Below are 13,903 nucleotides of genomic sequence, written 5' to 3' on the forward strand. Positions count from 1 at the left end.
ATTCAGCTGTGACTTTTATGTTGTAGTAATTTGTTGAAATGTATGCTTAATAGATAACAAATCTATGTATCTTGGTTGCGAGCTATAAGATGCATTGCTGCCCTCCGCTGGTATTTAATATGGCTCAAGTGACTGTGGATTATACTGATAGATTTCTGTTGTTCATCTTCAGAGAGTTCAGACAGATGATCGATATCGCTCATTACATGTCTTGCACCTCCATGAAATGCGATTAACGCCGACATCTCATCCTCATCCAGCCGTCCAAGCTCCCCTGATATTGACTCATAAACCTGATTATGAAGCCAGTTCCCGTGTGGAACACCACTCCCATCTGGGTTATGAGGCCACTTGTCCAGTGCATCCATCGTTTCCAACTCAGACATCAATGCCTGTCTGACCCATTCTGTTCTTTTTTCTCTTTTTGAATTTTGTAATCTATGTTGCGCGTAGTACGTCCCTATTGAACCTATTATCCCACCAAGAAGTGCTGAAAGTAAAGTCGCAGCCGATGTTGAGAGTTCTGGAAACCCTATCATAATTATGTTTGTGTCTTTGTAGCAATTATACTATCCCGTGCCGATTCGCTCGCAGATAGCGGGCACAGTGGGATTCGAACCCACGACCGTCGGATTAGAAGTCCGACGCTCTATCCGGGCTGAGCTATGTGCCCTCATTCGCTTCTACTCGGCCGGGTCTAAAAAACGCCCGCGGTTCGCGTCGGGAGCCACCCGAGTCGACCGCGTTCAGTACTCGTACTCGACCACGACGTTCCCGTCCGAATCGGTGACGGACACCGTGTCGCCGCCGTTGTTCCAGATTTTTGCTCCGCTCTGCCAGTACAGTTCCGCGTCGGTGTCGGTTCCCTCGCCCGAGTACAGGGTGACCTGCTCGCCCGACGAGAGCGAGAACCCGTCCGGGAACGAGTACTCCTTCGTCGTCTCGTCCGAGACGGTGTAGCCGGTGAGATCGAGGGCGTCGCCGCCGGCGTTCTCGAAGACGACGTTCTCCTGCGGGTCTTCGAGGTCGTCGCCTTCTGTGTCCGCGTTCACTTCGACGACCGACAGCGACCCTCCGGACCCGCCGTCGCCGCCGTCATCAGCGGTGAACGGCGTGAACAGCCCGTCGAAGCCGTCGGCGAAGTTCGTCGTCGTCGGGTTCGCGGGGTCGCCGAGGTTGTTCTCCGCGTCGGTCACCGGCGCGCCGGTGAACGTGACGTCGGCGTCCAACTCGTTCACCACCGGATCGAAGTTTCCGAGCGCGTCGGCGTCCGCGGCCGTGCCGAGGAGCACGACCGCCCCGCCCGCGTCGGCGAAGTCCGCCACCACGGTCCGTTCCGCTGAGCTCAGCGCCTCCGTCGGCGTCGAGAGGATCAGCGCGCGGGCCGCGGGGTTCCCGTCCGAATCGAGCAGGTCCGGTCCGGGGTCGGTCGCGAGGTCGACGACGCCTTCGAGGTCGACGAACGCCTCGTCGCCGGGCGCTTGGCCTTCGAGGTACCGCAGGTAGTACGCGGCGTCCTCCGCGGAGACGGCGAAGTCGGCCGCGAACTGCCCGTGGCCGCCGTCGACGAGCACCGGCCCGGTCGCGTCCCCGACGCGGTCGATCACGTTCGTCAGGAACGGGAAGACGCCGTACGCCTCGACGCCGGGACCGCCCTCGCCGCCCTCGAAGGACTCCTCGATCAGCGGGCCGCCGAGCGCGGCGACGTTGGCGTCGGGGTCGAGCGCGACGAGCGTCTCGCCGCCCTCGGACGCGACGGGCTCCTCGGGGCCGGACACCGCGACCGGCTCCGGGAAGAAGAGCTCGTCGACCGGGTCGTCGCGGCGCTCGTCCGTCCCCGCCTGATCGGAGATGCCCCAGATGCCGTCGCCGGCGTCTCGGGCGGCGCGTTCGAGGTCCCAGTACTCGTCGTGTTCCCCGAGCCCGGAGTCGTACACGCGGGCCCAGCCCGCCTCGATGACGTTCGCGTTGTAGACGCTGCCGTCGGGGAGTTCGAGGAACCCGAGCAGGCGACCGAAGTTCCCGCGGAGCCCCTCGTTCTCGTCGAACGACAGGGTGACCGTGCTTCCGACCTCCAGTTCGCTCTCGGCGTAGTCCGTCGCCTCGTCGCCCTCGTCTTTCAGCGCCGGGGCGTCGTCGATCCCCTCGTACTCTTCGAGGCGTTCCTCGGTCTCGCCCGTCTCGGGCGTGTCGATGCCGAGGATCCGGACCGTCTCTTCGGTGCCGTCGTCGAACGCGACGTCGGCGGTGTCGCCGTCGGCGACGCTCGCGATCTCGACCTCGTACTCCTCGTTCGGGTCGAGTTCGAGTCCGAGCCCGTCGCGGTCGGCGAAGAGCTCGGGGTAATTCCCGGTGTCGAGGTCGGTCGTCGTGGGGGCGAACTCGGACCCCGCGTTGCTCTCGCCGTCGATCACTTGGTTGTCGTTGAAGCGGATCTGCGTTTCGAGGCCGGTCGCCAGCGCGTTGAGGTTGCCCGTCTCGTCGAAGTCGCTGTAGTCGGACTGGTCCATCAACACGATCAGCCCGCCGGCGTCGGCGAACGACGAGAGCGCGCCGATCTCGTCGTCGGAGAACGCCGCCGACGGCGACGTGATCACGATCGCCGACGCCGGACCGAGGAGGTCGGACTCCAGGTCCGTCGTCGACTCCAGCGTGTACCCGTTCTCTCCGGCGTAGTCCGCGAACGCGGAGTGGCTGTCCAGCCCGTAGAACTGGTCGTGCCCCTCGTCCCAGAGGACGGTGTCGGAGTCGGCGTACTCGTCGAGGAGGTTCAACAGCACCTCCTCGTTGCCGTAGTCGACGAACTGGACGTCGTTCTGCGCGAACGGGAACCCGAACGCGACCACCGGGAGATCCTGATCGACCGCCACCAGTGGCAGCGGCGCGTCGTCGGGGTAGTTCGTGTCGTCGCCGTCGCCGTCCGCGTCGGTCGACGCCGCCGTCGACTCGGCCGCGACCGCGATCGCTTCCTCGGGCAGGGAGCCGTCTTCCGCCAGCAGGCTCGCGGTCGAGTCGAAGACGAGTTCGTCGACGAACTCCGTGGGTGCCTCGCCCGGGCCGTCGCCGGGGTCCTCGGTCGGCCCGTCGCCGATCCCGATCGTGATCGCCACCTCGCCGTCGGTCGGGTCGTCGCCGGCGTCGACCGCGACGCCCACCGCGACCACCTCGCCGACGCCGAGGTCGACGGTCGGGTCCTCGCCCAGCGTCTCGCCGTCGACGGTCAGGTCGAAGCTCGCGTCGCCGAGATTCCCGTCGTCGACGGTCGCGAACAGCCCGAGGTCCTCGGTGCCTTGGTTGCTGACCTGGAACACCTCGTCGATCTCGTAGACCGTGTTCGAGCCGAAGCCGGTCCCGCCGCCCTCGACCTCCTCGAAGACTAATGCGAGTTCGCCGTCGTCGTCGACGAACGCGAACTCCTCGTCGAGCGGGGTCAGCGAGAGGAGCGAACTCGCGTCGTCCGCGAGCGCGACGGTGGCGTCCCGCTCCGCCGTCGCCGTGTCGAACGCGCCCGTGGCGATCGCGCCGCCGCCGGCCGCGGTCGCCCCGAGTCCGATGAGGACGCTGCGGCGTCTCATTGGATGCCCTCCCTGTCCGCGAAGAGATCAGCGAACTCGTCGGTGTTGAACTCGCTGGTGGTGAAGCTGAAGCTACCTTCGGGATCTTCGACCTGATCGGGATTAAACCGGAAGTCGAGGTCGAGTTCCGCCGCGATCTCGTTCAGAGCAGCTGTCTCTTCGTTGCCGCCGAAGTCACTCTGGTCCAAGAGCAGTAGTCCTCCTCCGTCATCGACGAAATCACTCAACGCCGTGAGTTCGGTGTCGGTGAAGCCATCTGCCGGGGTTCCGATCGCGACACCCTCGGCGTCGGAGAGGTCGGCCTCGAAGTCGTCGGTCGCCTCGAGCGAGTAGCCGTTGTTTCCCGCGTAGTCGGCGAACGCCTCGAAGGAATTGTTACCGTCGTCCTCGAGCGTCCAGTACTGCCCGTGGCTCTCGTCCCAGAGGACCGTGCCCGAACCGATGAGTTCGTCCATCAGGTTCAGCGTGAACTCTTCCGAACCGGTGCCGAAATCGGTCTCGTCGTTGATGAGCTGCATCGTTCCGAGTCCCGCGACGGGACTCGCGCCGTCGACCGAGACGAGCGGGATCGGGTTGTCCTCGTAGATGAGGGAGTCGGCTCCGGTCTGATCGTAGTTTATCGCGTCGTCCGAGGCGGTCACTGCGACCACTGAGTCGTCCGCGAGCTCGCTCTCCCCGTCCGCCGCGATCTGACTCGCCGTGGAGTAGAATTCGATCGAGTCGATCGTTTCCGGCGGCTCCGGCTCCGGATCGTCGGGCTCGTCGCTCTCCTCGAAGGCCGCCTCGATGGCGACCTCGATGTCGAGCTCGTTCGTCACATCGACGTCGCCCGTCTCGACGTACGTGCCGACGGACTGCTCGGAGCCGGTCTCCAGCGTGACGGCGTTGTCGGGGTCGTCGAGACCGCCGTCGCGGTCGCCGGTCGGATACAGTCGGAACTCCCCGTCGAACGAGTCGGTGTCGCTGGTCGCGGTGATCGAGACCGTCTCGCTCCCCTGATTCTTGATCGCGAAGACCTCGTCGAAGAAGAACTGTGAGTTGCGCCCGATGCCGTCGCCGTCGCCCGAGACATCGCCGAACGCGAGCGCGAGTTCGCCCTCGCCGTCCGTCGTCGCGTACGCGCTCTTCGAGACGAGTCCGAGGTACGCGTCCTCGTCGTCCGCGAAGTTCACCGTCGCCGTCCGCTCCGCGCTGGCCGCGTCGAACGCGCCCGTGCCGATGAGTGTTATCCCGCCGATACCGCCGGCCGCCGCTCCCGTGATGAGTGTTCGTCGTCGCATGGATCGTTCGCGGCCGATGTGCGCCGTTGCGACTCTCCACCGTCCGATAGGAGCCGCGAGAAGCGAGGTCCACGCGAGCGGAGGGCGAGCCCGAAGGGAAGTACGAGGCGTACTGTCACACGTCAGCCACGAGAACACCGTCCGACGGCTCGTTTAAATAATTTTATACGACGTGTGCGTAACATTCCCCACCGCTACGTATCACTCCGGAGCGTTACGGTGCCGACCCGTCCGCACCCCGGAGAGGCGGCAACAGCAGACCTAAGTCCGCGAGCGGAGTAGCGTCCGGTAATGAACGTCATCGGAACCGTCGGTCTCCCCGGGAGCGGCAAGGGGGAGGCGGCGAACGTGGCCGAGGCGGCCGGCATCCCCGTCGTCGTGATGGGCGACGTGATCCGCGCCGAGTGTCGCCGCCGCGGGCTGGACCCGGCGCAACACCACGGGCGGATCGCGGGGGCGCTCCGCGAGGAGGAGGGCGACGACGCCATCGCCGCGCGGACGCTCCCGCGGATCCGCGAGGCGGCCGCCGAGAGCGACCGCGACGAGACGGTCCTCGTCGACGGCCTCCGCTCGACGGTCGAACTCGAACGCTTCCGCGAGGCGTTCGGCGACGACTTCACCCTCGTCGCGATCCGCGCGCCGTTCGAGGTCCGCGCCGAGCGGCTGGGCGAGCGCGGCCGCGACGACTCCGACTCCGATCTGGAGGCGCTCCGCGAGCGCGACGACCGCGAGATCGAACTCGGACTCGGCGAGACGCTCGAACTGGCCGACGTCGAGATCGACAACACCGACAGCCTCGCGGCGTTCCGCACGCGGGTCCGCGAGGTGCTCGGCGTCGAGAGCGAAGCGGGCGATTCCGTCGAGACGCCGAACGCCGGAGGTGACGGCGCGTGATCTACAGCGTCGACGTGCGGATCGAGGCCCCGGTCCGCGACACGGAGGTGACCGACCGCGTCGCCGACGCCGTCGAGAACGTCTTCCCGGACGCCGAGCCGGTCCACGAGGACGGGACGCTCGTCTCCGAGACGCACAGCCTCGACGCCTTCTCCGACGTGCTCCACGAACAGGAGATACTCGACACCGCCCGCCGCGTCTTCCTCCAGAACCGAACCGACGAGGGGTTCGCGTTCTCGCTGAAGAAGCAGGCGGCGCTCGAAGGCGTCGTCAACTTCGCGGTCGGCGAACCGGACGAGCTGGGCGAGATCGACGTCGAGGTGCGCGTCCGCGAGCCGGACGTCGAGTCGTTCATCGACTACGTCGCCCCCGAGACGGACGAGGGCCGGCCGGTGGATCCGGTCCGCGAGTACGGCGACCGGGTCGACCCCGAAGACGAGGCGTACTGAGGCCGTCGCCGCCGCGTACCAGTTTCCCCTTTCGACTCAGTCGCTCAGCAGCGACGAGGCCGCCCCGCCGATCGCGCCGAAGGCGGCGGGGTAGACCGCTCCCGCGAGGAGGGCGGCCGTCACGATGTCGGGGGCCACGCTCCCGTCGCCGACCGCGTACCGGAACAGGAAGGTCCCGATCAGCGCGAGCGGGAGGTAGCCGGCGAGGACGAACGCCCCGGCCCGCGCTCCGCCCGCGGGGGTGTCAGCGCCGGCGACCCGCCCGGCGACGACGCCGGCGGCGAGCAGGAGGACCGGCGGAACGACGAACAGGAACGACGCGCCCTCGGCCTGCGAGATCAGGTTCTGCGACTGCGTGCCGCCGAACACCGCGGGGATGACGGTGTCGACGAAGTGGGCGTTGTAGAACATCCACCCGGACACCTGCCACGCCGAGATGGGGTCGTTCCCGAACAGTTCGGCGAGGAAGTTGAGTCCCGACAGCCCCTCTTCGATCCGGCCGCTCTGCGTGAGGTAGACGGTCAGGTAGCCGAGGAGGTAGGCGGCGGCACCCGCGACCGCACCGCCGATCGCGTCTCGGGCGATACTCCGGTCCGAGCCTGTCGCTGCGGTCGGTCCGCCGGTCGCTGACGAGGACATGCGCTCGGTGTCGTTTCGGACACGGTAAGTGTCTGTCGGGTCGGTATCATCGCCCTACTTCGACGGGAGGGGAGTTCAGAATCCACTTCTCGCCGAAATCGACGTGCGGATCACTCGGTCGCCGCTCGCCACTCCGCCTGCGAGATCGTGTACCGGACCTCGTCGTGGACGCTCCCGTCGGCGAACGCGAGGGCGTTCCGGAGGCGACCCTCGCGCCGCCCGCCGAGGCGGTCGACGTACTCCTCGATCGCCCGCCGCGACGCCTCGTTGTCGGGGTGGTGGCTCACGGCGACGACGTCGAGGTCGAGGTCGTCGAACGCGACCCTCGCCAGCGCCGCGGCGCGCTCGCCGGAGTACCCCCGGCCCCAGAACCGCTTCCGGAGCCACACGCCGAGGTTCGCGGTGCGCCGGTCCCACTCGACGTCGAACCCGCCGAAGCCGGCGATCTCGCCCGCGCCGTCCTCGCCCTCGCGCGGTCGGATCACGTACGTCGCCGCCTCGCCGTCGTCGAAGCGCTCGCGGCCGCGTTCGAGGAACTCCTGCGTCTCCTTTTTCGTCTCGTGGGGGTCCCACGTGACGTGCTCGGTCACCTCCTCGATGCCGGGGTCCGACGAGCAGATCCGGTAACACTCGTCGAGGTCGACCGCCTCGGGGCTCCGCGCCGCCAGTCGCAGTCGGTCCGTCTCGATTGTCTCGGGGAACACGAACCGGGGATCGTCGCAGTCCGGAAAAACGCTACCGGCGACCTGCGACGGCGTCACACACCGGACGAACAGGGGGTTGGGGCCCTCACGCGTCGAGCGCGTCGCCGAGGTCGTCGCCCACGCTCGCGATCGCCTCCCGGGCGCGGTCGACCTCCTGCATCGTCATGAACCCGTGAACCATCGTCGGGTAGTTCTCGTAGCGGGTGGCGACTCCGTCCGCGACCAGTCGCTCCGCGTACGCCCTCCCGCCGTCTCGGAGCGGGTCGAACCCGGCGGTGAGGACGGTCGCGGGCGCGACGCCCGAGAGGTCGCCGGCGTTGATCGGGTCGGCGTACGGGTTCCGGCGGTGGATCTCGCTGCGGTAGTACGCCTCCGAGAACCACTCGATGTCCGCCCGCGTGAGGACTGTCCCGCCGTGTTCTCGGACCGACTCCTGATCGGGGTCGACCCCGATCCCGGGGTAGAGGAGCGCCTGATGGGCGATCTCGGGGCCGTCGCGCTCGGCGGCCATCAGCGCGGTCACGGCCGCGAGGGTGCCCCCGGCGGAGTCGCCCGCGACCGCGACGTCGCCGGTGCCGCGGAGCCGGCCCGGCGCGGCCGCGGCCCACTCGACGGCGGCGTAGGCGTCCTCGACCGCGGCCGGGAACGGGTTCTCTGGCGCGAGGCGGTACTCGACGGAGAGGACCGCACAGCCGCTCTCCCGCGTCAGGTGTCGGCAGAGCCACTCGTGGGTCCCGATGCTCCCGAGGACGAACCCGCCGCCGTGGAAGAAGACGACGGTCGGGAACGGCGGGTCGCCCGCGGGCAGATAGAGGCGGGCGTCAAGGTCGTCTGGCGACCCCCGACCGCCCGTGGCGCGCCGGCTCTCGTCGCCGGGACCGGGCACGGTCACCGACTCGGTCGCGCCGACGCTCGGCGGGTTTCGGTTCTGAAGCCGCGTCAGCGGTCGAGTCAGGAGTCGGAGCAGTTTCAGCCGGTAGCGTCCGTGGGGGAGCGGAATCCGCGACTGGCGGGCCGCGGCCCGCTTCGCTTGGGGGTCGATCTGGTCGGCGCTCACGCCGGGGGAGTCGTCGCCCCGCCGACAAGACGGTTGCGGCGGCTGCCGTCGGTTCCGGAGGTGACCGCCCCGCTCACCCGGTCACGCCGGCCGCCCGCAGCTCCTCGCGGATCGCGTCGCGTTTCACCAGTCCGAAGCCGACGCAGATGATGAGGAAGCCGGCGACCGTCGTGGGGGTGATCCCCTCGGCGAGGACGAGCCAGCCGACGACGGCCGCGAACACGGGCGCGACGTAGGAGACGAGGTTGATCTCGATCGGGCCGAGCCGGTCGAGCAGGTCGAAGTAGATGAGGAAGCCGATCCCGCTGGCGACGACAGAGAGGTAGCCCAAGGCGAGCAGCGACTCCGTCGTCCAGGCCGCGTCGGCGACGGACTCGCCGAGTCCGAAAGCGAGCAGGTGCGTGAGGCCGGCCCCGAGGAGCATCGACCACGCCTCCATCGTCTCGATGGCGATGTCGGCGTCGGAGGCCCGGGAGAGGACGGAGCCGAGCGCGAACGAGGCGGCCGCGGCCAACACGAGCAGCTTCGAGACGGTGCCGCCGCCGGTCAGGTTCGCGGGGTCGGGGTTCGCGAGGACCACCGCCCCGACGAGCCCGATCCCGAGCCCGAGCGCGCCGACCGCGGTCAGCCGCTCCGCGGGCAGGAAGGCGCGCGCGAAGACGGTGGTCAAAAGCGGCGAGAGGCTGACGATGACGGCCGCGACGGCGCTCGTCACGGCGGGGTCGCTCTCGCCGACGAACAGGAACGCGTGGTAGGCGGCGATGATGAACACGGCCCCGGAGACGACCTCCAGCCACCCGTCCCGGCCGCGCGGGACCGGGTCGTCGACCGCGTACGCCGCGTAGGCCAGCATCACGACGCCCGCCACGTCGAACCGGAACGCGGCGAACAGCACGGGCGGGAAGTACTCCAGCCCCGCGTTGATCGCGACGAACGCGGACCCCCACACGGCGGCGAGGACTAAAAACAGCGCGAGGTTTCTGAGACGGCTCACGTCCGCCCTCTCCCGGCGGCCGGCCAAAAGGTTCCGGAAACGGTCAGGTTCGCTGCGATCGCCCGTCAGCGCACCCGATCTGTCAGCGCACCCGATCCGTCAGCGCACCCGATCCGTCAGCGCACCTGATAGCCGTCCGCGTCGCGGGCGACGACGCCCACGTCGGAGAGCCGGCGGAGGGCGTCGGCGACCGTCGACTCCCGCGCCCCGACCTCGTCGGCGACCGCCGCGGGTGTCCCGTCGGTCTCGATCACCGCGGCGATGACCGTCGCGAAGAAGCGGCTGTCGGCCTGCCCGCCCAGCCGCTCGTCGATCTCGGCGAGGGCGTCCTCGACGCGGCCCTGAACCCACCGCTGGGCGAGCGAGAGCTCGCGGTCGAGGTCCTGTAAGCGCGCGAACTCCTCCGCGAGCTCGGCGAGGTCGCCGGTCGTCCCCGAGCCGTCCGGAGCCTCGATCGAGAGGTGCGGGCACCGACCCGACATGTCGAGGCTGTTCTTCGCCGGGTACGCGCTCTTCGCGCCGAAGCCGTACGGCGAGACGCTCACCTCCAGCCGGAGGCTGCGCGCGATCCGGAAGTACTTGCGTCGCTGGTCGTCCGTCGTCGACTCGACGAGACCGGCCTCCTCCAGCTTCCGCAGGTGGTCGATAACCGCCTTCGGGCTCACGTCGAGGTACTCCGAGATCTCCGTGACGTAGCACGGCTTGGTGGAGAGAAGCCGGAGGATGCGCCGCCGGTTCTCGTTGCCTAAGAGATCGAGCAGTACCGCGGAGTCCATTAACGTATGGTTAGCTTCGGACACGTAAAAGGGTGACTTCCGCGATCGCCCTCGTCATCGACGGTCCCGTCGCCGTCCCGGAACTTCGATCACGTCTCGTCGTCGGGGCCGTCGATCTCCTCCGGGCGTCCCAGCGAGACAGACACGTCGAACGGTCCGATGAACGCGAAGCCGAGCCTCGGGGCGTCGATGATCGCGTCGACGTTCTCGACGGCGGAGCGCGCGCACCGAGCCGAAGGGTAGTTACCCAGCGCGGAGAGACGGGGGGTATGGAGACGGCACTCGTGATCCTGGACGGCTGGGGGCTCGGCGGCGGCGACGGAGAGCCGGTCGATCCCTCGGGACGACCGCCGGGCCGCGACGCGGTCGCGGCCGCCGACACGCCGACGTTCGACGACGCGACCGCCCGCGGGGCGGACGGCCGCCTCGTCGTTCACGGCCGCCGCGTCGGGCTCCCGGAGGGGCAGATGGGCAACTCGGAGGTCGGCCACCTGAACATCGGCGCGGGCCGGGTCGTCAAGCAGGCGTACACCCGGATCACGGACGCGCTCGCGGAGGGATCGCTGTCGGACAACGACGCCATCGCCGACGCGCTGGCGCACGCGGAGTCGACCGGCGGCCGGGTCCACTTCATGGGACTCGTCTCCGACGGCGGCGTCCACTCGGACGTCGAACACCTGCTCGCGCTGATCGACGCCGCCGCCGACGCGGGCGTGCCCGCGGTCTCTCACGCGTTCACCGACGGCCGGGACACGGCCCCGGAGATCGCCGACGAGTTCCTCGCCGACGTGACCGCGAAGGCGGACGAGCGCGGGACCGGCCACGTCGCCACCGTCACGGGCCGGTACCACGCGATGGACCGCGACGAGAACTGGGAGCGGACCCGGAAGGCGTACGACGCCATCGTCGAGCGCGAGGCTCCCCACCGAGCCGAGACGGCCGTCGAGGCCGCGACGGCGGGCCACGAGCGGGGCGAGACGGACGAGTTCGTCGAGCCGACGCTCGTCGACGACGGGCCCGCCCTCGCCGACGGCGACGCGGTGGTCTTCTTCAACTTCCGCGCGGACCGCGCCCGTCAGCTCGTCCGGATGCTCACCGGCACCCGGCCGGAGTGGGGCTTCGAGCTCGACCAGCCGGACCTCCGGCTGACGACGATGACCGAGTACGACGAGACGTTCGAGTTCCCGGTCGCGTTCCCGCCGCAGATCCCCGAGAACACGATCGGCGAGGTCGTCGCGGATGCCGACGGCACCCAGCTCCGGATCGCCGAGTCGGAGAAGTACCCCCACGTGACCTACTTCCTCAACGGCGGCCGCGAGGTGAAGTTCCCCGGCGAGCTCCGCGAGATCGTGGAGAGTCCCGACGTCTCCACGTACGACCAGCAGCCGGCGATGTCGGCCCCGGAACTCACCGACGAGGCGATCGGGATCATCGAGTCGGCGGACCCGGACCTGATGGTACTCAACTACGCGAACCCGGACATGGTGGGGCACACCGGCGACTTCGACGCGGCGGTCGCAGCCGTCGAGGCCGTCGACGCGCAGCTCGACCGGCTCCTCGACGCGGTCGCCGACGCGGGCGGGCACGCGGTCGTCACCGCGGACCACGGCAACGCCGACGACATGGGGACCCCCGAGGACCCCCACACCGCCCACACGTTCAACCCGGTCCCGTTCGTCTACCTCTCGCCCGACGGCGACGACGGGGGCCGCGCGGTCCGCGAGGACGGGTCGCTCTGTGACATCGCGCCGACCCTGCTCGACCTGATGGACCGCGACCGGCCCGCCGAGATGACCGGCGAGCCGCTGTTGACGGATAAACGATAAACTCGGGATCGATTCCCGCCCGTTCCACGGCCTTTTATGTTCGGCAGCGTCGTGTGATCGACCATGACAGACGACACGACGCCGGTGATCGCGGCCGCCTACCGAACGCCGCAGGGACGCGAGGGCGGCGTCTACGAGGACGTCCGCAGCGAGGACCTCTCGACGAGGCTCATCGACCACGCGCTCGACGAGACGGGGCTGACGAGCGACCACGTCGACGACCTGATGTGGGGCGTCGCCCAGCAGCGCACCGAGCAGGACAACAACGTCGCGCGCGTCATCGCGCTGCTCTCCGAGCTGGGCGAGTCGGTGCCCGCGACCTCGATCAACCGCTGGTGCGCCTCCTCGATGCAGGCGGTCATCTCGGCGTCGGACGCGATCGCGGCGGGCAACCGCGACTGTATCATCGCGGGCGGCGTCGAGAACATGAGCCGCGTCCCGATGGACGGCGACTCCTACGAACACCTCCACCCGGAGCTGTCGGAGCGGTACAACATCTTCCAGCTCCAGATGGGGATGACCGCGGAGAAGGTCGCCGAGGAGTACGACGTGAGCCGCGAGGCCCAAGACGAGTACGCCGCCCGCAGCCATCAGCGCGCCGCCGAGGCGACCGAGTCCGGCCGCTTCGACGACGAGATCGTCCCCGTCGAGACCGACGAGGGCCTCGTCGAGGAAGACGAGGGGATCCGCCCGGACACGACCGCCGAGAAGCTCGCCGGCCTGTCGCCCGCGTTCACAGGCGACGGCACGGTGACCGCGGGGAACTCCTCGCAGATCTCCGACGGCGCGTCGCTGACGGTCGTGACGAGCAAGGCGTTCGCCGAGGAGCACGGTCTCGACGTGCTCGCCGAGGTCGGCACGAACAACGTCGCGGGCGTCGACCCCACCGTGATGGGGATCGGGCCGGTGCCCGCGACCCGCGGCCTGCTCGACCGCGCCGGAACCGACATCGACGACTACGACCTGGTCGAACTCAACGAGGCGTTCGCCTCCCAGTGCGAGTACGCCCGGCGCGAACTCGGCATCGACGAGGACATCTACAACGTCAACGGCGGTGCCATCGCGCTCGGCCACCCGCTCGGCGCGTCCGGCGCGCGCCTGCCCGTCACGCTCCTCCACGAGATGGAGAAGCGCGACGCCGAGCGCGGCCTCGCGACGCTCTGTGTCGGCTTCGGACAGGGAGCCGCGATCGAGTTCATCCGGTAACGGACTGCCCCGATCGACACCTTTCATCTGCGGTGGCGCGTGCCTGCGAGCGCCCGGTAGGGCGCGAGGAGCACGCGCGGGGGACGCGGCGACCGAAGGGAGCCGCGAGGCTGGGGAGGCGTGAGGGCTGTGCGGTGTGGGGTGGGACTCGAAGGGGCGGCCGGGAGGACGAAGACGCGCGACGCAAGCACCGAAGGGAGTGAGCGAAGCGAACGACCGAGGAGCGCAGCGAGCGCATCGAGTCCTCCCGGCCGGGGCTTCGATGGTCTCAGTCGAAGAGCCAGTCACGCCAGAGAGGTCACGTCCAGTCTACGGCTCTCCACCAAACTCGGTCGTGTCGAACAGTCGTCTCACAGAGGAGGACGCCTCGATCCGCCCGCTTTTTTTCGATCCGAATGGCTGAACTTTTCAGGGCGCTCTTGTGGCGGAGATTGTTGGTGAGTCATAGCGCAGTTTCGAGGATGGTTTTGAGTGCTTCTTTCCCCGGTTTTCGGAACACTTCA

Annotated in this window: 12 protein-coding genes and 1 tRNA gene; 4 read left to right on the forward strand and 9 right to left on the reverse strand. The window is 68.5% G+C overall.

Annotated elements, in window-relative coordinates; translation table 11 throughout:
• Positions 1–62: 62 nt before the first annotated feature.
• From C472_RS16715 to C472_RS00705, 4 genes are all read right to left on the reverse strand, one after another.
• A complete protein-coding gene (locus C472_RS16715) occupies positions 63–539 on the reverse strand; it encodes a hypothetical protein (protein WP_152420559.1) in 477 nt (158 codons plus the stop codon).
• 59 nt (positions 540–598) lie between these two features.
• A tRNA-Arg gene (locus C472_RS00695) sits at positions 599–673 on the reverse strand.
• Between the two features lie 73 nt (positions 674–746).
• Positions 747–3,575: a DUF4350 domain-containing protein gene (locus tag C472_RS00700; RefSeq protein ID WP_006627850.1), complete on the reverse strand. Its 2,829-nt coding sequence runs from the start codon at positions 3,573–3,575 to the stop codon at positions 747–749.
• Positions 3,572–4,855, reverse strand: a complete 1,284-nt coding sequence (locus tag C472_RS00705; protein WP_006627851.1) for a DUF1102 domain-containing protein — start codon at positions 4,853–4,855, stop codon at positions 3,572–3,574. Before C472_RS00705 ends, C472_RS00700 begins: the two co-directional genes overlap by 4 nt.
• A 291-nt stretch (positions 4,856–5,146) precedes the next feature.
• Here C472_RS00705 and C472_RS00710 point away from each other — a divergent pair, with 291 nt between their 5' ends.
• Positions 5,147–5,749, forward strand: a complete 603-nt coding sequence (locus C472_RS00710; protein ID WP_006627852.1) for an AAA family ATPase — start codon at positions 5,147–5,149, stop codon at positions 5,747–5,749.
• Positions 5,746–6,198 carry an RNA-binding domain-containing protein gene (locus tag C472_RS00715; protein WP_006627853.1) on the forward strand — a complete coding sequence of 151 codons (453 nt, stop codon included), beginning with the start codon at positions 5,746–5,748 and terminating at the stop codon, positions 6,196–6,198. The genes C472_RS00710 and C472_RS00715 overlap by 4 nt, the downstream gene beginning before the upstream one ends.
• A gap of 36 nt (positions 6,199–6,234) precedes the next feature.
• On the opposite strand, the gene C472_RS00720 is transcribed toward C472_RS00715, so the two are convergent.
• From C472_RS00720 to C472_RS00740, 5 genes are all read right to left on the reverse strand, one after another.
• Positions 6,235–6,837, reverse strand: coding sequence for a hypothetical protein (locus tag C472_RS00720; protein ID WP_006627854.1), 603 nt, complete (start codon positions 6,835–6,837; stop codon positions 6,235–6,237).
• 110 nt (positions 6,838–6,947) lie between these two features.
• Complete coding sequence (locus C472_RS00725; protein WP_049906128.1) at positions 6,948–7,541, reverse strand: GNAT family N-acetyltransferase; 594 nt, start codon at positions 7,539–7,541, stop codon at positions 6,948–6,950.
• Positions 7,542–7,626: 85 nt separating this feature from the next.
• The gene (locus C472_RS00730) at positions 7,627–8,598 is read right to left on the reverse strand and encodes an alpha/beta hydrolase (protein ID WP_006627856.1); all 972 of its coding nucleotides are present in this window, start codon (positions 8,596–8,598) and stop codon (positions 7,627–7,629) included.
• Between the two features lie 73 nt (positions 8,599–8,671).
• Complete coding sequence (locus C472_RS00735; protein ID WP_006627857.1) at positions 8,672–9,592, reverse strand: DMT family transporter; 921 nt, start codon at positions 9,590–9,592, stop codon at positions 8,672–8,674.
• Between the two features lie 116 nt (positions 9,593–9,708).
• Positions 9,709–10,368 carry an ArsR/SmtB family transcription factor gene (locus C472_RS00740; RefSeq protein WP_006627858.1) on the reverse strand — a complete coding sequence of 220 codons (660 nt, stop codon included), beginning with the start codon at positions 10,366–10,368 and terminating at the stop codon, positions 9,709–9,711.
• A gap of 269 nt (positions 10,369–10,637) precedes the next feature.
• Between C472_RS00740 and gpmI the strand changes: the two genes are divergently transcribed.
• Both gpmI and C472_RS00750 read left to right on the forward strand, forming a co-directional pair.
• Positions 10,638–12,194, forward strand: a complete 1,557-nt coding sequence (gene gpmI / locus C472_RS00745) for a 2,3-bisphosphoglycerate-independent phosphoglycerate mutase (RefSeq protein ID WP_006627859.1) — start codon at positions 10,638–10,640, stop codon at positions 12,192–12,194.
• A gap of 63 nt (positions 12,195–12,257) precedes the next feature.
• Complete coding sequence (locus C472_RS00750) at positions 12,258–13,400, forward strand: thiolase family protein (protein WP_006627860.1); 1,143 nt, start codon at positions 12,258–12,260, stop codon at positions 13,398–13,400.
• The last annotated feature ends 503 nt before the right edge of the window (positions 13,401–13,903 follow it).

Source organism: Halorubrum tebenquichense DSM 14210 (genome assembly GCF_000337415.1).
Classification (GTDB): domain Archaea; phylum Halobacteriota; class Halobacteria; order Halobacteriales; family Haloferacaceae; genus Halorubrum; species Halorubrum tebenquichense.